This window comes from Actinomadura sp. 6N118, from assembly GCF_044326415.1.
In the GTDB taxonomy this organism is placed as follows: Bacteria; Actinomycetota; Actinomycetes; order Streptosporangiales; family Streptosporangiaceae; genus Spirillospora.
In genome coordinates, this window is record NZ_JBIRAZ010000049.1 from 13761 (window position 1) to 33714 (window position 19954).

At 69.3% G+C, this 19954-nt stretch carries 20 protein-coding genes and 2 tRNA genes; 4 read left to right on the plus strand and 18 right to left on the minus strand.

Annotation, left to right across the window (positions count from 1 at the left end; translation table 11 throughout):
- Positions 1–28 precede the first annotated feature (28 nt).
- Positions 29–1522 (plus strand): MFS transporter, encoded by a 1494-nt coding sequence (locus tag ACH34W_RS54380; RefSeq protein ID WP_395969172.1) that lies wholly within the window; start codon positions 29–31, stop codon positions 1520–1522.
- A 71-nt stretch (positions 1523–1593) separates the two neighbouring features.
- Here ACH34W_RS54380 and ACH34W_RS54385 read toward each other — a convergent pair whose 3' ends face one another.
- From ACH34W_RS54385 to ACH34W_RS54395, 3 genes are all read right to left on the minus strand, one after another.
- Positions 1594–2478 carry a helix-turn-helix domain-containing protein gene (locus tag ACH34W_RS54385; protein ID WP_395969173.1) on the minus strand — a complete coding sequence of 295 codons (885 nt, stop codon included), beginning with the start codon at positions 2476–2478 and terminating at the stop codon, positions 1594–1596.
- 23 nt (positions 2479–2501) lie between these two features.
- On the minus strand, positions 2502–3314 hold the full coding sequence (locus ACH34W_RS54390) for an alpha/beta fold hydrolase (RefSeq protein ID WP_395969174.1): 813 nt from the start codon (positions 3312–3314) through the stop codon (positions 2502–2504).
- Between the two features lie 387 nt (positions 3315–3701).
- A complete protein-coding gene (locus tag ACH34W_RS54395; protein ID WP_395969175.1) occupies positions 3702–3923 on the minus strand; it encodes a hypothetical protein in 222 nt (73 codons plus the stop codon).
- Between the two features lie 265 nt (positions 3924–4188).
- Between ACH34W_RS54395 and ACH34W_RS54400 the strand changes: the two genes are divergently transcribed.
- Positions 4189–4392, plus strand: coding sequence for a cold-shock protein (locus ACH34W_RS54400; RefSeq protein ID WP_151560497.1), 204 nt, complete (start codon positions 4189–4191; stop codon positions 4390–4392).
- Positions 4393–4615: 223 nt separating this feature from the next.
- On the plus strand, positions 4616–6040 hold the full coding sequence (locus ACH34W_RS54405; protein WP_395969176.1) for a DEAD/DEAH box helicase: 1425 nt from the start codon (positions 4616–4618) through the stop codon (positions 6038–6040).
- A gap of 160 nt (positions 6041–6200) precedes the next feature.
- Here ACH34W_RS54405 and ACH34W_RS54410 read toward each other — a convergent pair whose 3' ends face one another.
- The 9 genes from ACH34W_RS54410 to ACH34W_RS54450 all read right to left on the minus strand — a co-directional run bounded on the left by ACH34W_RS54410 (position 6201) and on the right by ACH34W_RS54450 (position 11189).
- Entirely contained in the window at positions 6201–6374 is a 174-nt protein-coding gene (locus ACH34W_RS54410) for a hypothetical protein (protein ID WP_395969177.1), read from the minus strand.
- Between the two features lies 1 nt (position 6375).
- Entirely contained in the window at positions 6376–6675 is a 300-nt protein-coding gene (locus ACH34W_RS54415; RefSeq protein ID WP_395969178.1) for a hypothetical protein, read from the minus strand.
- 552 nt (positions 6676–7227) lie between these two features.
- Positions 7228–7303 (minus strand) — tRNA-Ala (locus ACH34W_RS54420).
- A gap of 60 nt (positions 7304–7363) precedes the next feature.
- Positions 7364–7555, minus strand: a complete 192-nt coding sequence (locus tag ACH34W_RS54425; RefSeq protein WP_395969179.1) for a hypothetical protein — start codon at positions 7553–7555, stop codon at positions 7364–7366.
- A 230-nt stretch (positions 7556–7785) separates the two neighbouring features.
- A tRNA-Ala gene (locus tag ACH34W_RS54430) sits at positions 7786–7858 on the minus strand.
- Positions 7859–7937: 79 nt separating this feature from the next.
- Positions 7938–8597: a histidine phosphatase family protein gene (locus tag ACH34W_RS54435; protein WP_395969180.1), complete on the minus strand. Its 660-nt coding sequence runs from the start codon at positions 8595–8597 to the stop codon at positions 7938–7940.
- On the minus strand, positions 8590–9003 hold the full coding sequence (rsfS, locus tag ACH34W_RS54440; protein ID WP_395969181.1) for a ribosome silencing factor: 414 nt from the start codon (positions 9001–9003) through the stop codon (positions 8590–8592). Before rsfS ends, ACH34W_RS54435 begins: the two co-directional genes overlap by 8 nt.
- A gap of 173 nt (positions 9004–9176) precedes the next feature.
- Positions 9177–9779 carry a nicotinate-nucleotide adenylyltransferase gene (gene nadD / locus ACH34W_RS54445; RefSeq protein WP_395969182.1) on the minus strand — a complete coding sequence of 201 codons (603 nt, stop codon included), beginning with the start codon at positions 9777–9779 and terminating at the stop codon, positions 9177–9179.
- 117 nt (positions 9780–9896) lie between these two features.
- Positions 9897–11189 carry a phenylacetate--CoA ligase family protein gene (locus tag ACH34W_RS54450; RefSeq protein ID WP_395969183.1) on the minus strand — a complete coding sequence of 431 codons (1293 nt, stop codon included), beginning with the start codon at positions 11187–11189 and terminating at the stop codon, positions 9897–9899.
- Positions 11190–11446: 257 nt separating this feature from the next.
- On the opposite strand from ACH34W_RS54450, the gene ACH34W_RS54455 reads away from it, so the two are divergent.
- Positions 11447–12487 carry a M48 family metallopeptidase gene (locus ACH34W_RS54455; RefSeq protein WP_395969184.1) on the plus strand — a complete coding sequence of 347 codons (1041 nt, stop codon included), beginning with the start codon at positions 11447–11449 and terminating at the stop codon, positions 12485–12487.
- A 278-nt stretch (positions 12488–12765) separates the two neighbouring features.
- Here ACH34W_RS54455 and ACH34W_RS54460 read toward each other — a convergent pair whose 3' ends face one another.
- From ACH34W_RS54460 to rplU, 6 genes are all read right to left on the minus strand, one after another.
- Entirely contained in the window at positions 12766–14535 is a 1770-nt protein-coding gene (locus ACH34W_RS54460; RefSeq protein WP_395969185.1) for a TIGR03767 family metallophosphoesterase, read from the minus strand.
- 193 nt (positions 14536–14728) lie between these two features.
- Positions 14729–16012: a glutamate-5-semialdehyde dehydrogenase gene (locus tag ACH34W_RS54465; RefSeq protein WP_395969186.1), complete on the minus strand. Its 1284-nt coding sequence runs from the start codon at positions 16010–16012 to the stop codon at positions 14729–14731.
- A gap of 37 nt (positions 16013–16049) precedes the next feature.
- Positions 16050–17174: a glutamate 5-kinase gene (gene proB / locus ACH34W_RS54470; RefSeq protein WP_395969187.1), complete on the minus strand. Its 1125-nt coding sequence runs from the start codon at positions 17172–17174 to the stop codon at positions 16050–16052.
- Between the two features lie 211 nt (positions 17175–17385).
- Complete coding sequence (obgE, locus tag ACH34W_RS54475; protein WP_395969188.1) at positions 17386–18780, minus strand: GTPase ObgE; 1395 nt, start codon at positions 18778–18780, stop codon at positions 17386–17388.
- A gap of 185 nt (positions 18781–18965) precedes the next feature.
- Positions 18966–19223 carry a 50S ribosomal protein L27 gene (gene rpmA / locus ACH34W_RS54480; protein ID WP_208253116.1) on the minus strand — a complete coding sequence of 86 codons (258 nt, stop codon included), beginning with the start codon at positions 19221–19223 and terminating at the stop codon, positions 18966–18968.
- A gap of 14 nt (positions 19224–19237) precedes the next feature.
- On the minus strand, positions 19238–19552 hold the full coding sequence (gene rplU, locus ACH34W_RS54485) for a 50S ribosomal protein L21 (RefSeq protein WP_395969189.1): 315 nt from the start codon (positions 19550–19552) through the stop codon (positions 19238–19240).
- Positions 19553–19954 lie beyond the last annotated feature (402 nt).

Genomic DNA, 19954 nt, shown 5'->3' on the forward strand with positions numbered 1-19954 from the left:
AACGTCGAGAGAACAGAGAGCTTCGAATATGCGAATCAATCGGGCGTGGCTGGGAGCGGCCCTCCTCATGCTGCCGACATTGCTCGTCGCGATGGACACGACGGCGCTGCTCCTGGCGCTCCCACGGCTGAGCGCCGACCTGGGCGCCACCGGCGTCCAGCAGTTGTGGATCAGTGACGGCTACGGATTCCTGGTGGCCGGCATGGTCATCACGATGGGCACGCTCGCCGACCGGATCGGCCGCCGGCGGCTGCTGATCGTCGGCGCGGCGGCGTTCGCGGTGCTGTCGGTCGTGGCCGCCTTCGCCACCAACCCGCTGATGCTGATCGTCGCGCGTGCGCTGCTGGGCGTCGCCGGCGCGACCCTGGCGCCGTCCACCCTCGCCTTGCTCACCAACATGTTCCGCGACGAACGACAGCGCGGGAAGGCCATCGCGATCTGGGCGACCTGCCAGTTCGCCGGCGGCGCGCTCGGCCCCGTACTCGCCGGACTCTTGCTCCAGCACTTCTGGTGGGGATCGGTGTTCCTGGCCGCCGTGCCGGCGATGGCGTTGCTGGTGCTCGCCGGGCCCGTCCTGCTGCCGGAGTTCCGCAGCGACCAGGCCGGCCGGCTGGACCCGGCCAGCGTCGGGCTGTCGCTCGCGGCGGTGCTCCTGATGGTGTACGGCATCAAGCAACTGACCGTCGAGAACGCGCGGGCCGTGCCGGCGGTGGCCCTCATCGTCGGCGCGGCCATCGGAGTCCTGTTCGTACGCCGGCAACTGAGGCTGGAGACGCCGCTGCTGGACCTGCGGCTGTTCCGCAGCCGCCCGTTCACGGCCATACTCGTCGCGCTGGTCTTCGCCGGCATCGCCATGGCCGGTACGGGCCTGCTGGTGACCCAGTACCTGCAGAGCGTGCTGGGCTTCTCGCCGGTCGCGTCGGCGATGCTGTTCGCACCCATGGGCCTGGGTGTGGCGGCCGGCACCATGGCCGCGCCGGCGCTGGCCCGGCGGATGAAGCAGACGACCGCGATCGCCGGCGGGCTGGCGGGGTCGGCGCTGGGCAGCCTGCTGCTGGTCGGCGCCGGCGGTACCGGCACCCTGCCGCTGGTGATGATCGGCATCGCCGTACTGGCGCTGGGCACCGGCCCGCTGTTCGCACTGGGCACCGGGCTGGTCGTCGGCTCGGTACCACCCGAGCGCGCCGGCTCGGCGGCGTCGATGTCGGAGACCGGCAACTACTTCGGCGGTTCGCTCGGCTTCGCGCTGCTCGGTGTGGTGGCCGCGGTGGTCTACCGCAGCCGGATGGACGGCACGTCCGACTCGCTGCCCGCCGCGGTCGCCGCCAGCCGGCACCTACCCGCCGATCAAGGCGCGCAACTGCTGCACACCGCGCGGGAAGCGTTCACCACCAGCCTGCACGTCACCGGCGTCGTCGCCGCAGTAATCTTCGCCGGGCTGGCCGTACTCATCCTCACCATGCGCCCGGCAACCCGGACCACGCCGGCCGCACTCCCCGATTACCAGGCGACTCGCTCATAGACGGTCAATAACCCCGGCTTGTGACGAGCGCGGACAGAGCCGGGGCGGCCGGTCCTCAGTGGGCAAGCTGTTCAACGAAGGTCGGGGATGCGTTCGCCACCCTTCGCGGGGCGCTGGGTTGGCGATGAAGCCGGCCACGCAACGTCGTCGATCGCGAGCCACGGCGCGACGGCCAGGGCCGTGGGCGTGAGCCCGGCGAACGTCGTGACCTCGCGGTGGAGATGGGACTGGTCGACGTAGCCGCTCTCGGTGGCAACGCGGACGGCGGCATGACCCGCCGCGAGAAGGTGGGCGGCGTGGTCGAAGCGCACCAGTTGGGCGGCGCGTTTGGGTGTGATGCCGAGCTGGGACCGGAAGCGGGACCACAGGCGCTTGCGGCTCCAGCCGACCTCGTCCGCCAGGCCGTCGACCCGCACCTGCCCCCGGCTGGTGAGCGTCCGCCGCCAGGTGTAGGCGACCTGCGGATCGACCGGTGGGTGGGCGCCCAGCCGACGGCCGAGGATGTCCACCGCGATCGTGAACCTCTCGTCCCACGACGCGGCGGCGCGCAGCCTGTCCTCGGCTCGCCCGGCGTCGCGGCCCCAGACATCCTCAAGGGCTGCCACCGTTCCGCTGAGCTCGGGCGATGCGCCGAACAACGCAGCCGCCGCGACCGGATCCAGCCGGATCTGGAGGCACTCGCCGGCTCCCCAGCCGGCTGCCCGAAGATCGCCGGGGAGGAGCCCGATGACGACACTGCCGCGCTCGTGCCGGCCATGGGTTTCGTAGACGACGCCATCTCCCTCGCTCAGATCGACGAGCAGGGTGACGGAGGGGTGCGCGACCATGGCGATGTCCACAAAGTCCGGGGCACGATGGCGGAACCCGGCCATGCTGACCCCCGGCAGGCGAACCGACGGGCGTGGGACCGCGACGTCCACCCACGCCCGGTCAGGTGGCGTCCCGGCCGACAACACGTGACCAGTCTAGGCCTCAGGGATCATGGGTGGCCTGTTGCCGTGAAGCCCAGCAGCAGTTTGCTGGTCGTCTCGGGCGCTTCCAACATGGGTAGGTGCCCGACGCCGGGCAGCAACTCGACCCGCGCGTTCGGCACCGCCTCGTACTGGTGCGCCGACGACGGCTCCCAACGGGGGTCGGCAGCGCCGAAGATCACCAGTACGGGGACCTCGAGGGCGGCGAGACGTTCGGGCACGCTCCGCTCGGCGATGTACGCGGTGTTCCGGCGCAGCACCGTCCTCATCACGCGGTAGCTGATGCCCCGTACGTCGGCGACCACGTCGTCCGGGACGTCCACCGGGCAAACGGCCGTCGCGCTGATCCCCTTGCGGATCATCGCGTCCGAACGCCTCGACCACAGGATCGGGCCCAAAGGCGGGGCCAACAGGACCCGAAGGATGAACGGCTGCCGAAGGAGCGCACCCAGACGTGGTCCGCTACTGATCAATGCAAGCGAACCCACGAGGTCGGGGCGTTGTTCGGCAAGCGCGGTGGCAACGTAGCCGCCGCTGGAGTGCCCGACCGCGGCGACGTGACGAAGGTCGAGGTCGTCCAGCAGCGCCGCGACCTGGCCTGCCTGCGCAGGCACGTCGTACGACGCCGCGGGCGGGGACTGGCCGCAGCCAGGGAGATCGACCCGGATGACGTGATGGTGGTCGGCCAATGCCGTGACCAGCGGGCTCCAGCAGCCGCCCGAGGCCCCCGACCCGTGGATGAGCAACAACGGCGGCGCCTGCCGCGGGCCGTCATGGACCACGTGCATCCCATGCGAGTGCTCAATGTCGTACTTACTCATGCGGAGACTATGCACGGGCGGTCGGCTATCAGTCTTGGACAAATGTTCCCGCGGAGTGGACGACCGACGGCCCGCCACCATCGTCGCAGTCCCCGGAGCGCGTCGCTGTCGGCAGACCAGCGCGCCTGGTCCTGCTGCCTGGGCTCGGTTTGATTCGTGGGTGGGTCAGGTGCCGGAGGCCATCTAGGCGGCGAGGTCCTACTGCGTCAAACGCCCATGACAACCAATGGGTGCACGATGAGAGCCCCCGGCCCCTTGTCGATTGAGAGACAGAACTGGTGAAGCACTCCCGGCAGTGCAACCCATCATCGTGCGGGCCGATTTCGTTGTTGCACAAGTGCTGCAACCGGCCTGCCCGACCGGTCGGTTCGACGGCTCGCGGAAAGTTCAGAGTTTGAAGAGTCTGGCGTACGGTTCGGTGATCCGCGTCTTCTGGGGACCGAAGTCGATGACGACCGCCTGGTGCTCGACCTTCAGGACACGCCCGAGGCCGTACTTGTCATGGGTTACCAGCTCACCCGGCGCGTACTCGTCAAAGACCGGGGCGGGCGGGCGTTTGAAGGGGCTGGTGGGCAGATGCCGCCGCATGGCGGGCCGGGAAGTCCTCATTCCCCCAGTATGCGCTCGCGATGGGGGGTCGGGACGAAACTCTCCCTGTCTTTCGCGGAATCACACCGCTCACCGGGCGATTCCCGCCCGTTCACCCACCTGCGTGCTAAGGTAGGGATCAGTTGCGGTTCCCATAGACATTTTGTGCGCGCCTGACGGTCCCTACCTCAGGCGCCTTTTTGTTGCTCTGGATCTTCCGGATGGGCTCATCGCGGCACCCGGCCCTGCACAGTGCACGGCCGGGCCCGACCAGAAGGAGATCACCATGGCCACCGGCACCGTCAAGTGGTTCAACGGCGAAAAGGGCTTCGGCTTCATCGAGCAGGACGGCGGCGGCGCCGACGTCTTCGCTCACTACTCCAACATCGCCGCCTCGGGCTTCCGCGAGCTCCAAGAGGGCCAGAAGGTGACGTTCGACATCACCCAGGGCCAGAAGGGCCTCCAGGCGGAGAACATCGTTCCCGCCTGAACATCGCGCTGACGGCGTCGCGGCGGGCGTGGCATTGGGCCGCCCCGTCGCGGACGCCGCCTGATGCGGCGGCACCGTCACCCCGATCGTTGCCCTATTTCACCAGGCTGGGCGCATACCTGTCGCCCGCCGTCTTCCGGTTCGTTCTTGAGAAACCTCCGCTCGTCTTCGTGACCCCGGAGCCCTCCTCGATACGCGCCGATTCGAGGAAGGTTCCACAGACATGTCCCGTAACACCCGACGGCCCGTACGCGGCCGTTCATCCCGAAGCACCGAGCACCGTACGTCGCCGACTGGGCCGAGCGGTGAGTTCACGCTTCCGAACACATCCACGCCATCTCTCCCCCCGATCTCGGCGTTCCGTGACCTGGACATGCCCTCGGCGCTGCTGACGACGCTGTCCCGGCATGGGGTGACCAGCCCGTTCCCCATCCAGGCCGCGACCCTGCCGAACACCCTGAACGGCCGGGACGTCCTCGGCCGCGGCCGCACCGGCTCGGGCAAGACCCTCGCCTTCGGCCTTCCGCTGCTCGCCCGCACCGCGGGCAGCCGCGCTGAACCGCGACACCCTCTCGCCTTGGTCCTCGTCCCGACCCGGGAGCTCGCCCAGCAGGTCACCGAGGCCCTCACCCCCTACGCCGACGCCGTCGGGCTGCGGCTGACCACGGTGGTCGGGGGCATGTCACTGCCGCGCCAGGCGAACGCGCTCAAACGCGGCACCGAGGTCCTGATCGCCACGCCGGGCCGCCTCGCGGACCTGATCGACCGCGGTGACTGCCGGCTCGACAAGGTGGCGATCACCGTGCTGGACGAAGCCGACCAGATGGCCGACATGGGCTTCCTCCCCCAGGTCACCGGCCTCCTCGAGCAGGTCGCGCCCGGCGGTCAAAAGATGATGTTCTCCGCGACGCTCGACCGCAACATCGACCGGCTGGTACGCCGCTTCCTCAACGACCCGCTGACCCACTCGGTCGACCCCTCGGCCGCAGCGGTCACCACCATGGAGCACCACCTTCTCCACGTCGCCGACGCCGACAAGCACGACACCACCGCGCACATCGCCGCCCGCGACGGCAGGGTCATCATGTTCGTCGCCATGAAGCACGGCGCCGACCGGCTCGTCCGCAAGCTGGCATCCCAGGGGCTCCGCGCCGGCGCGCTGCACGGCGGCAAGTCCCAGTCCCAGCGCAACCGCGTCCTGAACGGTTTCCGCACGGGAGAGGTCGATGTCCTGGTCGCCACCGACGTCGCGGCCCGCGGCATCCACATCGACGACCTGGACCTCGTCGTCAACGTCGACCCGCCCGCCGACCACAAGGACTACCTGCACCGCGGCGGCCGCACCGCCCGCGCCGGACGGCCCGGCACCGTGGTCACCCTGGTTCTTCCCTCCCAGCGTCGCGACATGAACCGTCTGATGACCACGGCAGGCATCGTTCCGCGCACCACCAGCGTGCGCCCGGGCGACACCGAACTGGCCCGCATCACCGGCGCCCGTACCCCGTCCCACACCGCCGCCGGAATCTCCCCCGCGTGGACGGACCGCCCGCGGACACGCCGCGCCTCCCCTGCGGTGCCCGCCACACGCAGCAGGAGCGTCGAACGGCATCGTTCCGCACGACGTGCAACACCCTCACGAAACACCTGACAGACATCCCGGACCCCTCAGGCACACCAGCCTCCAGGAACCCCAGAGACGGAGTCCACACCTCGGCCCGCGCAGGTGCCGTACGGCCACCTCCGTAAACCTGGATCAGAACAGCTCCCTGAAGTGAAGTGTCCCTGAGGACGAACTGCCCCTTCGGAGATCAGCTCTGCTCGCGTCGCTTCTTCCATTCGGCGACGACGGCCTCGACGTGTTTGCGGATGTCGTCACTGCGGTCCGCGCTGCCGTTGACGTCACGGCACGCCTGGCCGTACTCCGCCCACAGGGCATCGTCGGCGAGGCGAAACTTCCGTTGTGGGCTGCCTGCTGTAGGCATGTCAGCCGCCCAGCTTCACGACCAGCGAACGCAGATGAGGGGTTGCGGCGTTATCCTGGCCGCGCTTCACCCATGCTGCGATGTGTTCGCTGACCAGCTGGGCGAGACTCGCACGCTCGTCGTCGCTGAGCTCAACCGTGGTCGTGGTGTTAGTTCGGCAGTCGTAAGCCATGAAGAGGATGTCTCCGACTGCCTGTTCGGCCGCAGGGGGCTTGCGGTTGCGCTGAGCATGCCAATCGGCACTGTTGTTGACGACGCCCCACCCATGCAGGGCTTCATAGTTGGTGAGTTCGAGCCACATGGGGCCGGCACCTCTCGCTCCCAGGCGTGTGGCCACACCCTACCCCGGTGTGGCCACACACATCGAGGAGAACACCCTCTATCACTCCCTCAACTCACTCTGCTCCGGTGGCACGAACAGCCGATCGGGGCCAGTGAGCACCCTCACCCCACTCACCGTGCCGAACCTCAAGGAAACCAACCACAGAACGTCCAACGTCCGGTCATCGGCTACTTGTTTCATTGCCTCAGGACCGGTGCCCGGCCAGGCTCGATCCAGGCGCCCGGGCCGCGGTCGAGCGCCAGGCCCGGCATGCACCGCAGCCAGACGCCAAAGAGCCGGGGGACTTCTTGAAGAAGCCGTTCGCACGGCTGCACACGTCTCAGGAGGCACGTGGCGGTGCAGAACACGCGGAGGTGAGCAAGATTGTCGACGAGGGCCACGCGTCCGCTACTAGGCCATAAAACGCCAGTGAGCCTCCTCTCCCAGAGGAGAGAAGGCTCACTTGGACGGACACCGTGAAAGTCTTGCTAGGCGACCTTGATGCGGCCGTTTGTTCTAGTAAGTCTTCCTTGGTGGAGCTATGGGGATTCGAACCCCAGACCTCCTCCATGCCATGGAGGCGCGCTACCAACTGCGCCATAGCCCCGTGCGGCCTTCCGGCCGACCTGGAAAAGCTTAGTGCACGCCGACCCCTGGTCGGTACGCGCTACCGCCAGCCGAGCTGCTCGCCCACCTCGTCCGGCGCGTACCCCTGCTGCCCGCCCTCGCCGATCCACACCATCCCGTCGGCCTCCGCGATCGCCCCTACCAGGTGCTCTTGCGGCAGCCGAGGCTGAACGGCCAGCCGAACCTCCAGATGAGGGTCGAATTGGCTCAGCTCATCGATGAGGTCCGCCACCGTGACCTCCCTACGCGCGCCCCTGCGGTGTCTGCCCATACCGCAATAAAACCATCCGCCACACAAGACCAGGCGATTCGATCTTGCATCTCTGAAAGAGAACCCCGGAAGGGACGGGGGTGCGGGGGCGAAGCCCCTGCATCGGGGGTCTGGGGGCGCCCCCCAGGTAAACATGACGAAGGAGTGGCGGCCTGCGCTTTCCGCAGGCACACCACTCCCAACTCCGAAGGTGGAGCTATGGGGATTCGAACCCCAGACCTCCTCCATGCCATGGAGGCGCGCTACCAACTGCGCCATAGCCCCGCAGCTGCGTGGACGTACATCCCGCAGCGCCTCGCCAGTGTATAGGAAGGCGGGGGTCGTACTCGAATCGATTGCCGGGCTAGACGCCGTTGTCGGTGCGGTCGTCGGAGAGGATGGGTTCGGGCAGGGTGCCGGCGTTGTGCTCGACGAGACGCCAGCCGCCGTCGCGCATTTCGGCGAGGACGGACCAGCAGCAGTTGGAGAGGCCGCCGAGGCGTTCCCAGATCTCCTCGGGGAAACCGAGGAGATTGGACATGCCGAGGCGCAGGGCGGCGCCGTGTGAGGCCACGACGAGGAGTCCGGTGGGCGGCAGCTCGTCGAGGGCGCGTTCCAGCGCGGTGCCGACGCGCTTGGCGACCTGAGCGCTGGTCTCGCCGCCTGGAGGCTGCCAGCGGGCGTGCTCGGCGGGGAAGCGCTCGCGGATCTCCCGGGCGGTGAGGCCTTCCCACTGGCCGCCGTCGCGTTCGATCAGGTCCTTGTCGTGCGCGACCGGCAGCTCGGTGACGTCGGCGAGGGCCTGCGCGGTGTCGGCGGCGCGCTGCAGGGGCGAGGCCAGGATCGCGGTGGGGCGGAGGGCGGCGAGGAGCCGGGCCGCGCGGTGGGCCTGTTCGACGCCGGTCTCGTCCAGCGGGATGTCGGTCTTGCCCTGGAAGCGGCGTTCGAGGTTCCAGGCGGTCTGGCCGTGCCTCCAGAGGACCAGGCGGCGCTTGCCGGGCTCGCGCCGGGGCACGTCACTCACTCGCGCTCCCGACCTTGCGGCTGCGCTGTGCGGAGTGGGCGTTGACGCTCTCCGGGAGCTCCAGGAGGGGGCAGTCCTTCCACAGCCGCTCCAAGGCGTAGAAGAGGCGGTCCTCCTCGTGCTGGACGTGCACGATGACGTCGGCGTAGTCCAGGAGCACCCAGCGCCCTTCCCGCTCGCCTTCGCGGCGGATGGGCTTGGCGCCCGCCTCCTCGCGGAGACGCTTTTCGATCTCGTCGACGATCGCGCGGACCTGGCGGTCGTTGGACGCCGAGCAGAGCACGAACGCGTCGGTGATGACGAGCTGCTCGCTCACGTCGTAGGCAAGAATGTCGTCGGCCAGCTTGTCGCCCGCCGCCTCGGCGGCGACTCGGACCAGCTGTGCGGCCCTGTCGGATGCGGTCACGATGTGTTCGCGATCCTCCCTGTCGGGGACGGTCCCGGTTCTACCCTCTCACGGCTCCCGGATGCGACCCTGTTTTGTCGGCACTTGAACGTTGCGATCCGGATTTGGCCACAACGCGTTCACCATCCAGGGTATGGGCGGAAAGTAAAGCCCGGTAATCAATATGCGCCTGTTCAGGCAGCAGGATCGCGGTAAAGGCCGCGCTTGTTGATGTACTGGACGATGCCGTCGGGCACCAGATACCAGATGGGCTCGCCGGCCCGCACCCGGTCGCGGCACTCGCTGGAGGAGATCGACAGCGCGGGCACCTCCATGAGGCTGACCCGGCCGTTCGGCAGGCCCGGGTCGGCCAGCTGATGGCCGGGCCGGGTGACCCCGATGAACTGCGACAACTCGAAGAGCTCGTCGGTGTCGTGCCAGGTCAGCATTTTCGCGAGCGCGTCGGCGCCGGTGATGAAGAAGAGATCGGCGTCCGGTCCGTGGAGGGCCCGCATGTCCCGCAGGGTGTCCACGGTGTAGGTGCGGCCGGGCCGGTCGATGTCGATGCGGCTGACGGAGAACGTGGGATTGGACGCGGTGGCGATCACGGCCATCAGATAGCGGTCCTCGGCCGGCGCGATCTTCTGGTCGGGCTTGTGGGAGGAGATCCCGGTGGGGACGAAGACGACCTCGTCCAGCGAGAAGAAGTGGGCGACCTCGCTGGCGGCCACGAGGTGGCCGTGGTGGATCGGGTCGAACGTGCCGCCCATGATCCCCAACCGTCGCTTTTGCGTCATGCCGACGAGAATAGCCAGCGGCCCCTGATCCGCTAAGACATGCCCTGCCCGTTGTGTCCGAGGTCACGAGCCCACCTGGCATTTCACGTCCGGACCGGCACGCGGGGGCCGGCGCCGTCAGGTCAGGCCGGGTAGTGGGGGCTCCCCTCGTCCCCACGTGACTACGCGTACAGCCTTGCCGATCTCCACCCTCGGGATCGTGCCCGCCGGAAGGACCTTTACGTCCGCGTGAAGGCCCAGGTCGGCACGTAGATCGGCGACGAGACGGGCTTCGGGGTCGCCGGAGCCGAGGGCCTCGCAGGCCACGATCAGCCGCACCGCCGCCTCCTGCCGCCGGTCCACGACGAGCTGGTAGTGGGGTGCGACGAGGCCGGAGCCCAGAAGGACGCGCTCGACCTCGCTGGGATAGACGTTGACGCCCCTGATCACGAGCATGTCGTCGGCACGGCCGCGGATCTTGCTCATCCGGACGAGGGTCCGGCCGCACGGGCATTCGCCGCGCGTGAGGGAGGCGATGTCACCGGTCCGGTAGCGCAGGAGCGGCAGAGCCTGCTTGGTGGGGGTCGTGAAGACCAACTCGCCGGGCATCCCTTCGTCGGCGGGGGCGCCGGTCTCAGGGTCGACCGTCTCGACGATGAAGTGGTCCTCGTTGACGTGCAGCCCGTTCTGCTCCAGGCATTCGGTCGCCACACCCGGGCCGATGATCTCCGAGAGGCCGTAGATGTCGATTGCCTTGATCGGGAGCACCTTCTCGATCGCGGCCCGCAGCTCCTCGGACCACGGCTCGGCCCCGAAGACCCCGGCCCGGAGAGAAGAGATGTCGGCCCCGCTCTCGGCGGCCGCCTCGCCGAGCCGGAGGGCGTACGCGGGCGTGCAGGTGAGGATGTCGGGCCGCAGGTCGGCGAGCATCCGCACCTGCCGTTCGGTCATCCCGCCCGACATGGGCACCACGGTCGCGCCGAGGGCCACCGCGCCCTGGTGGATGCCGATCCCGCCCGTGAAGAGGCCGTACCCGTAGGCGTTGTGCACGATGCTGTCGGCGGTCGCGCCCGCGCACGAGAGCGACCGGGCGCACATCGCCGCCCAGAGATCGAGATCCGCGCGGGTGTACGCGACGAGCGTCGGCCTTCCTCTCGTACCGCTGGATCCGTGCACGGCGACGACCTGCTCCTGCGGAACGGCGAGCATGCCGAACGGGTAGTTGTCCCATAGGTCTTGCTTGACCGTGAACGGCAGCCGGTGCAGATCGGCGAGGTGGATGTCCGCGCCGCCGGTGACACCTGCGTCCTTGAGGCGGTCTCCCTGCACCCCGCCCACCGCGATCAGCCTGTCGACCAGGCCCCAGAGCCGGTGGCGTTGCAGCGCCGCCCGCTCGTCCAGCGACATCGCCTCGGCCTTCGGATCGAACATCGCCCCTCCTCGCGCCCCATTGCGCCCCACCCCGGCCTACGGTCAGCACTGACCGGCCGACGGTCAGCGCCGACTGCCGACAGTCAGCTCTGACCGGCCGCCAACCCCGGCCGCCGACCCCGGTTGCCGGAAGTAGAGCGCGTGCAACGCTCCGGGCGCAAGCCCTTCAGGATCAGACCCGGAGGGCCGGTCCTGGTCGGCGCGCCAACGATGGGAACCCTGGGGGTAGGTGGTTCGTCGGACTTACCATGCCGGACATGACGACGAACACACCGGATCGAGCACGCACGCGCTTCCCGGGGATCAGCTCCCGGGCCTACGAACACCCGGCAGACCGTTCGGCGCTGGTGGCGCTCCGGTCACTGACGGGGTTCGACACAGTCCTCCGCAAGATGTCCGGCCTCTTCAACGAGCGGGCATTCCGTCTGATGTTCCTGGGCGGCACCGTGCGGGTCGGCGAGAACCAGTTCCACAACCTGCACGACTTGGTCCGGGACGCCTGCTACATCCTCGACCTGCCCGAGGTCCCCGAGGTGTACGTACGGCAGAGCCCGGAGCCGAACGCGATGGCCCTCGGCTCTGACCGCCCGTTCATCGTCATCAACACGGGACTGATCGACCTGCTCGACGACGAGGAACTGCGGTTCGTCGTCGCGCACGAGGTCGGGCACATCCTGTCGGGCCACGCGGTCTACCAGACGATGATGCAGATCCTGCTCTCGCTCGGGAGCCGGCTGGCCTGGCTGCCGCTCGGCAACCTCGGCATCGCGGCGATCATCATCGGGCTGAAGGAGTGGTTCCGGAAGGCCGAGCTGTCGTCCGACCGGGCCGGGCTGCTGGCCGGACAAGACCTGGACGCCGCCAAGCGCACGATGATGAAGCTGGCCGGTGGCACGCGCCTGCAGGAGATGAGCAGCGAGGCGTTCCTTGAGCAGGCGCGCGAGTACGACGCGGCGGGCGACGTGCGCGACGGGCTGCTGAAGTTCCTCAACCTGCTGCCGCAGACGCACCCGTACGCGGTGATGCGGTTCGCCGAGATCGACAAGTGGGCGCACAGCGGCGAGTACGAGCGCATCCTGGCGGGCGACTACCCGCGCCGCGACGACGACGGCAGCGCCTCGGTCACCGACGAGATCCGGAACGCGGCCAAGTCCTACCGTGAGTCGTGGGAGCAGACGGCCGACCCGTTCATCGGCAAGGTCCGCGACGTCGCCGACGCCGCCGCCTCGGCCGCCGGCGGGCTCTTCGACCGTTTCGGCAACCGCGGAGACAACGGCCCCACCAGCGGCTCCAACTAAGCCGTCGGCCGGCCGCCGGTAAGCCGAGCTGTCGGTAAGCCGAGCCGTCAGCAAGTCGAGCCCTCAGCAGGCCCGAGCGGTCGGCGGGCCGAGCCGTCGGCAGCTGAGCTGTCGGCGGGCGGGCCGTTGACAACTGAGCGGTCGACCAACTGAGTCGGCCTGCACTGAGCAGTCGGCGAGCCTGAGGGATCAAGCGCGCAGCCCCGCGCTTGATCCCTTTGTTGTTTCCACCTGGCCAGAGGTCAGAGGCCAGAGCCCTGCAGGGTGTGCTTCGCGGGTTAGAACGGGGCGGGGAGCAGGAGTTCGACGTTGCGGTCCTTGCGTTCGCCGCGGCGGTCCTCCTCGCGGTCCTGCCAGTCGTTCCCCGCGAGCTCGCGCGACAGTGAGGCCAGGCGGACCGGGTCACCGATCCTTCCGCCGAACGCCTCGGGGCCCGCCGAGTCGAGCACCGTCGCGAAGATCGACAGGGTGCCGTCGCCGTTGTCGGCCAGTTCCACGATGCGGCTCTGCTGCGGGAAGTCGACGTGCGCCGCCGTGTTGACCTCCCAGAAACCGCCGCCGCCGGACGCCCGGGCGTGCGGGATGACCTCGTTGACGTGCGTGTGCCCGTTCACCCACAGCACGACGTTCGGGTAGCGCAGGAGCAGCGCCTTCACCTCGTCGCCGAGCACGCGGCCGCCGCCGAGCGGGTTGGCCATCGAGTCGATCGTGTGGTGGCTGAAGAGCACGAACAGGCGGTCCTTGACGACCGGGCGCCGTACGACGTTGCCCTTGGCGTCGAAGTAGCGGCTGCTGCCGGCCTGGAGCTGCGCCTCCAGCCAGGCGAACTGGTTTCTGTCGAGAGAGCCTTCGGCGTAGCCGTTCGGGTTGACCGTGTCGAGCACCAAGCCGCGTACAAGGCCCTTGTTGAACGCGTAGTACGCCGTGCCGTCGCGCAGGTTGGCCTGCGTGAAGCCATGGCCGCGCAGTGACGTGCTCGTCGTGAAGTGCTCCCGTACGACCTCGGCGCGCGACAACATTCGGCGCTTGGAGTCGGGCGTGACCTGGCGGAACAACCCGGCGCCGCCGCTGCCGCGCTGGGTGCTGAGCCGGACGAGCTCGCGGCCGTCGGCGGTACGGAGCATCCGCGCGAGCTGCTCGGCCTGGGCGTCGCTCGCCGGAGCGCCGATCTTGATGCCGCCGGTGGCGAGCCCGGACAGGAGCGGGTTGGGCGGCAGGTTTCCTTGCATGAGCCCGTCATGATTGCCGAACACCGCGAGCCACGGCGAGTTGAGCCCGGTCGCCTGGAACGGGCGGCGCGCTGCGTCCAGCAGGCCCTTTACACGCGGGAAGCCGTACTGGGCCAGTGCCACGTCGGGCTTGGCGCCGGGCGGCGGGCCGTCCGGGTGCCAGTAGCGGGTGTCGTATGCGGCCCAGTCCTGGACGCCCTCGAAGCGCCGGAGATCACCGGAGTCGGGGTGGATCCGGCCGCCGTCAAGCAGATCGATGATCCAGCGCAGCTCGTTGTACTGCACGTTGTCGGCGGCGTCGCCGGTGTTGATGGTGAACGCGAGGCCGAGACCGGTCGCCGGGCCCCGCCCGACGCGGTTCATCGCGCGGACCATCGCCTCGGCGACCTGGGTCGTCAGGATCTCCTGTGGCCGCCAGGCGCCCTCGACCGGGAGCACGCTCAGGGCGTCCTTGAAGCGGTCGAGGAACTCGACCCGCGCCGGAGACTGCGCGTCGATGATGTGAACGTCGGTCAGATGCCCGAACGCGAGGAGGCCACGACGCCGGGCCGTGCGCGTGGGGGCCGCCGTCCCGCCGAGGTCGCGGCGGAGCAGGTGCGGCTCGCCCGGTCCAGCAACGATCTTGCGGTAGCCGCCAGCGCCGGGGCGGCCGAGGAGCAGCGTGCGTTCGAGCGTGGTGCCCGCGACCGGGCCGCGCAGCCGGGGGGCGGCACCTGCGGCGGCGGGGCGGGCAGGGAAGGCGGTCAAGCCTGCGGAGGTGATCCCCGCGCCGAGGGCGGCGTTCTTGAGAACGCGGCGGCGGCTGATCTCAGCTGTCACAGCCGAGATCAGACCATACCTATTGACGTGACATCAATAGCCAATTTGTCACACGATGAGTAACGCCAGGTAGCCGCCGTCCCCGCCGTCCCGGCCGTTTTCGCAGAATCGTCTGCCGCTTCCGCCGGATCGTTCCCGCCGGTCCTGCAGGTCCTGCAGGTCCTGCAGGTCCTGTCGGATCGTTCCTGCCGGGTCAGGCTCCCTTGAGGTGGCCCTCGCCGACGACTACGTACTTAGTGGAGGTGAGCTCCGGAAGCCCCATCGGCCCACGGGCGTGGAGTTTCTGGGTGGAGATGCCGATCTCCGCGCCGAAGCCGAACTCCTCACCGTCGGTGAAGCGCGTCGAGGCGTTCACCATGACCGCAGCCGAGTCGACCAGCGCGACGAAGCGCTTGGCGGCGGGCTGGGACGTGGTGACGATGGCCTCGGTGTGCCCGGAACCGTACGTGCGGATGTGGGTGACGGCGTCTTCGAGGGTGTCGACCACGCGGGCGGCGATGTCGAGCGAGAGGTATTCGGCGTACCAGTCGTCCTCGGTGGCGGTGACGACGTCCTCGCCGTACGAGCGGATGCGGTCGTCGCCGTGGACGGTGACGCCCTTGGCGCGGAGGGCCTCCAGCGCACGCGGTACGAAGGCGTCGGCGATGTCGGTGTGCACGAGGAACGTCTCGGCGGAGTTGCAGACCGAGGGCCGCTGCGTCTTGGAGTTGACGAGGATGTCGACTGCGAGGTCCACGTCGGCGGCGGCGTCCACGTACACCGCGCAGTTGCCGACCCCGGTCTCGATCACCGGCACGGTCGACTCCTCGACCACCGAGTTGATCAGTGAGGCGCCGCCGCGCGGGATGAGCACGTCCACCAGGCCTCGGGCACGCATGAGGTGCTTGACCGACTCCCGGCTGGTGCCCGGCACGAGCTGGATCGCGTCGGCGGGGACGTCCGTGTTGCGGAGCGTTTCCTGCATGATGCCGACGAGAGCGGTGTTGGAGTCGAACGCGGATGACGAACCGCGCAGCATCGCCACGTTCCCGCTCTTGAGGCAGAGGGCGGCGGCGTCGACCGTCACGTTGGGACGGCCCTCGTAGATGATGCCGACGACGCCGAGGGGTACCCGGATCTGGCGGAGCTCCAGGCCGTTGGGCAGGACGTTCCCTCGTACGGTCTCCCCTACCGGGTCGGGCAGAGCCGCCACCTGCCGGACGCCGGCGGCGATCGCCTCGATGCGTTCGACCGACAGGCTCAGCCGGTCGATCATGTACTCGGACGTGCCGGCCTCGCGTGCCCGCGCCACGTCACCCTCGTTCGCCTTGACGATCTCGTCGGCGCGGGCGAGCAGCGCGTCGGCGATCGCGTGCAGGGCCGCGTCCTTGGTGGCGCGCGGCAGCGGTGCCAGCCCGGCGGCGGCCTCCTTGGCCCTGCCGGCGACGCGCAGGAAGGCGGCGCGCTCCTCCTCCGCCTGAGCTTTCGACTCACTCATCACGGGCTCCCATCCAGGCCGTCAGGCTCGTGCCTCTTCAGGCTCGTGCCTCTTCATCGGTTGTCAGGACGACGAGGTCATCGCGGTGGATGATCTCGCGTTCGTATTCGGGCCCCAGTTCGCGGGCCAGCCAGCGGGTGGAACGGCCCATCAGGTCGGGGATCTCTGCCGCGTCGTAGTTCACCAGGCCGCGGGCGACCACGCGGCCGTCCGTTCCGCAGAGGTCCACGGGGTCACCGGCGGCGAAGTCGCCCTCCACACCGGTGACCCCGGCAGGAAGGAGGGACTTTCGGCGCTGCACGATCGCCTCCACCGCGCCCTGATCCAGCACGATACGCCCCTGGCCGGTGGTGGCGTGGGCCAGCCACAGATGCCGGGTCGACCGGTGCCGTGCGTCCGGGTGGAAGTAGGTGCCCACGGGCTGCCCGGCGATCGCGGCGGCGGCGGACGCGGCGTTCGTCAGAACGACCGGGATGCCCGCGATGCGGGCCGCCTCGACCTTGGTGACCATTCCGCCGGTGCCGACCCGGCCGGAACCGCCCAGCTGGATGCCGCCCAGGTCGGCGGGGGTGCGGACCTCGTCGATGCGGCGGGCTCCGGGCTGCCGCGGGTCGCCGGTGTAGAGCGCGTCAACGTCCGACAGCAGGATCAGCGCGTCGGCCCGGGTGAGGTGCGCGACCAGGGCGGCGAGCCGGTCGTTGTCGCCGAAGCGGATCTCGTCGGTGGCGACCGCGTCGTTCTCGTTCACGATCGGCAGGACACCCAGGTTGAGCAGCTGCGCCATGCAGCGCTGCGCGTTGCGGTGGTGAACGCGGCGGATCATGTCATCGGCGGTGAGCAGCACCTGCGCGACGCCCACCCCGTACCGCGCGAACGACGACGTGTAGCGCGCGACCAGCAAGCCTTGGCCCACGCTCGCCGCCGCCTGCTGCGTAGCCAGGTCCGGCGGCCGGCGGGTCAGCCCGAGCGGCCCGAGCCCGGCGGCGATCGCGCCGGACGACACGAAGACGATCTCGGTGCCGGTGGCGCGCCGGGCGGCCAGCACGTCCACCAGCGCGTCGATGCGGTCGGCGTCGATCGTGCCCTGCGGGGTGGTGAGCGATGAGGAGCCCGCCTTCACCACGATGCGCCGGGCGGTGGCGATCGACTTTCGCGCGTCCATGCTCTCCCTCGGGGTGCGAAGGCACCAGAACCCCGGTGCCTGCAGGTCGGTCGGTCTGAGTGCCTGCCTGCCAGTCTGCCTAGGTGCCTGGCGCCTGCCGGTCGGTTGGCCTAAGTGCCTCTGCCGGTCGGTTGGCCTAAGTGCCTCTGCCGGTCGGTCGGCCTGAGTGGCGTACCGGTCGGTCGGCCTAGATGCCTGCCTGCCGGTCGGCCTAGCGGAACCCGTCCAGACGGCGGTCGGTGCCGCGTGGGCCGGGCGCGGCCTCGCCCGCGGCGACCTCCGGCTCCCAGTCGAAGACGATCGACTCGTCGTGGGTGCCGATGAGAACGGTGGCGCCCGGCACCGCGCCCGCGTCCGCGAGCGCCGTCTCGACACCGAGTCTGGCCAGCCGGTCGGCGAGGTAGCCCACGGCCTCCTCGTTGGTGAAGTCGGTCTGCCGCAGCCAGCGGACCGGCTTCGCGCCGGTGATCAGGAAGGTGTTGTCGCCCATGCTCTTGATCTCGAAGTCCACGCCGCCGATCTCCTTGGGCCGGATGACCAGGCGGGTCGGCTCGGGCGCGGGCAGCGAGGCTCGGTAGTCCTGGACCATCTCGGCCATGGCGAACGACAGCTCGCGCAGGCCCTCGTGGGCGGCGGCCGAGACCTCGAAGACCCGCAGGCCGCGCTTTTCGAACTCGGGCCGCACCATCTCCGCGAGTTCCCGCGCGTCCGGCACGTCGATCTTGTTGAGGACCACGATGCGCGGCCGGTCCGACAGGGGCCGGTCGCCCAGTACCCGGTCGTACGCCTGCAGTTCCTGCTCGATGGTCTCGAAGTCGGTGATCGGGTCGCGGCCGGGCTCCAGCGTCGCGCAGTCGAGGACGTGGGCGAGCGTGGACGACCGTTCGATGTGCCGCAGGAACTCCAGCCCCAGGCCCTTGCCCTCGCTGGCGCCCTCGATCAGTCCCGGCACGTCCGCGACCGTGAACGTGGTCTCCCCCGCGCTGACGACCCCCAAGTTGGGGATCAAGGTCGTGAACGGATAGTCGGCGATCTTGGGCTTGGCCGCCGACAGGGCGGCGATGAGCGAGGACTTGCCCGCGCTGGGAAAGCCCACCAGCGCCACGTCCGCGACGCTCTTGAGCTCCAGCACGACATCGGCCTCGTCACCGGGCTCGCCCAGCAGCGCGAAGCCAGGTGCCTTGCGCTTGGCCGAGGCGAGCGCCGCGTTCCCCAGGCCACCCGCGCCGCCCTTGGCGATCACGAATCGGGTGCCCTCGCCCACCAGGTCGGCCAGGATCTCGCCGTCCGGAGCCTTCACCACGGTCCCGTCGGGCACCGGCAGAACGACGTCGTCCCCGTTGGCCCCGGTGCGATGGCTGCCCTGCCCGGGCTTGCCGTTGCCTGCCTTCCGGTGGGGCCGCCGGTGGTACTCCAGCAGGCTCGCCGCGTTCGAATCCACCACCAGCGTCACATCGCCCCCGCGCCCGCCGTTCGCCCCGTCGGGGCCGCCCAAGGGCTTGAACTTCTCACGGTGGATCGAGGCGCAGCCATTGCCTCCGTTGCCCGCGGCGACATGCAGCACCACCCGGTCCACGAACTGGGCGCCCTGTGCTCCTGCTGCCACGGTTTCCTCCCCAAACGCCCCGTTCCGGGGCCTCAAACAAAACAAAGGGGCGGACCCATTCGGTCCGCCCCTTAGTCAACGTCTCTGAACGGCAGCTTCTTTCCGGGGGACGACCCCCGGACCCCCGCGAAGCGATTCCGCAAGATCCTCGCTCCGCTGGCGCTCCGCTGCGGTCAGGCGGATCGCTACTCCGCCGGCGGGACGATGCTCACCGCGTTACGGCCACGGTAACGGCCGAACTCGACCTTGCCCGCGACCAGCGCGAACAGCGTGTCGTCGCCACCACGGCCCACGTTGAGGCCGGGGTGGAAGTGCGTGCCCCGCTGGCGAACGATGATCTCGCCGGCGTTGACGGCCTGGCCGCCGAACCGCTTGACACCAAGGCGCTGGGCATTGGAGTCGCGACCGTTACGGCTGGACGATGCACCCTTCTTGTGTGCCATCTCCTACGCCTCCTTTACTTCGCAGCCTTGATACCGGTGATCTTGACCTCGGTGTACGGCTGACGGTGACCCATCCGCCGCTTGTACCCGGTCTTGTTCCGGTAGTGCATGATGTTGATCTTCGGGCCCTTGACCGCGCCGAGGATCTCGGCGGTCACCTCGACCTTGGCCAGGTCGCCGGGAGAGCTCACGACCTTGTCGCCGTCAACGAACAGCACGGCCGGGAAGACGACCGTGGAGCCGACGTCGCCGGCCAGTTTGTCGACGGTGAGCACGTCGTCGACGGCCACCTTTTCCTGCCTGCCGCCTGCGCGGACAATCGCGTACACCGCGAAACCCTTCGTCTGCGCGCGCTTCCGGTTGTGCCCCGGTCCCGCGCGTGGTCTTCCAGCCCCCGGATGAGGGCCTACCCCCGGCCGGCGCCAAGAGCGGCACGCCAAAGGAGGCTCCTCCGGCGCTCTCTGCTTTGATCCCGCCAACAGCGGGAGATGCACACCGAGTCACGCCCGCCGGGGCCTCGGTGGCAAGTCAAACGGCGCGCTCACACGCGCCGAAGGTCAAGGATACCGGATCCCGAAGCCACAAAGCCAACCAAGCCAAAGAGCGCCCCCTCAAGAGCCCAGAGAGCAACCTTCAAGAGCATGGCCCTCGCTGACGCTCGGACAGCCCCATCGGGGCTCCCGCCCCGAGCCCCAGGCTGGGGGCTCCGCCCCCAGACCCCCCACCCCTTC

What these genes read in the sequence shown, in the direction of transcription:
- ACH34W_RS54410 (WP_395969177.1), bottom strand. Translation starts at nt 6,374, where the DNA reads ATGCCTACAGCAGGCAGCCCACAACGGAAGTTTCGCCTCGCCGACGAT.
- ACH34W_RS54450 (WP_395969183.1), bottom strand. Translation starts at nt 11,189, where the DNA reads ATGTTCGATCCGAAGGCCGAGGCGATGTCGCTGGACGAGCGGGCGGCG.
- ACH34W_RS54455 (WP_395969184.1), top strand. Translation starts at nt 11,447, where the DNA reads ATGACGACGAACACACCGGATCGAGCACGCACGCGCTTCCCGGGGATC.
- proB (WP_395969187.1), bottom strand. Translation starts at nt 17,174, where the DNA reads ATGGACGCGCGAAAGTCGATCGCCACCGCCCGGCGCATCGTGGTGAAG.
- rpmA (WP_208253116.1), bottom strand. Translation starts at nt 19,223, where the DNA reads ATGGCACACAAGAAGGGTGCATCGTCCAGCCGTAACGGTCGCGACTCC.
- ACH34W_RS54390 (WP_395969174.1), bottom strand. Translation starts at nt 3,314, where the DNA reads ATGAGTAAGTACGACATTGAGCACTCGCATGGGATGCACGTGGTCCAT.
- nadD (WP_395969182.1), bottom strand. Translation starts at nt 9,779, where the DNA reads ATGACGCAAAAGCGACGGTTGGGGATCATGGGCGGCACGTTCGACCCG.
- ACH34W_RS54465 (WP_395969186.1), bottom strand. Translation starts at nt 16,012, where the DNA reads ATGAGTGAGTCGAAAGCTCAGGCGGAGGAGGAGCGCGCCGCCTTCCTG.
- ACH34W_RS54405 (WP_395969176.1), top strand. Translation starts at nt 4,616, where the DNA reads ATGTCCCGTAACACCCGACGGCCCGTACGCGGCCGTTCATCCCGAAGC.
- ACH34W_RS54415 (WP_395969178.1), bottom strand. Translation starts at nt 6,675, where the DNA reads ATGTGGCTCGAACTCACCAACTATGAAGCCCTGCATGGGTGGGGCGTC.
- ACH34W_RS54395 (WP_395969175.1), bottom strand. Translation starts at nt 3,923, where the DNA reads ATGAGGACTTCCCGGCCCGCCATGCGGCGGCATCTGCCCACCAGCCCC.
- ACH34W_RS54400 (WP_151560497.1), top strand. Translation starts at nt 4,189, where the DNA reads ATGGCCACCGGCACCGTCAAGTGGTTCAACGGCGAAAAGGGCTTCGGC.
- ACH34W_RS54380 (WP_395969172.1), top strand. Translation starts at nt 29, where the DNA reads ATGCGAATCAATCGGGCGTGGCTGGGAGCGGCCCTCCTCATGCTGCCG.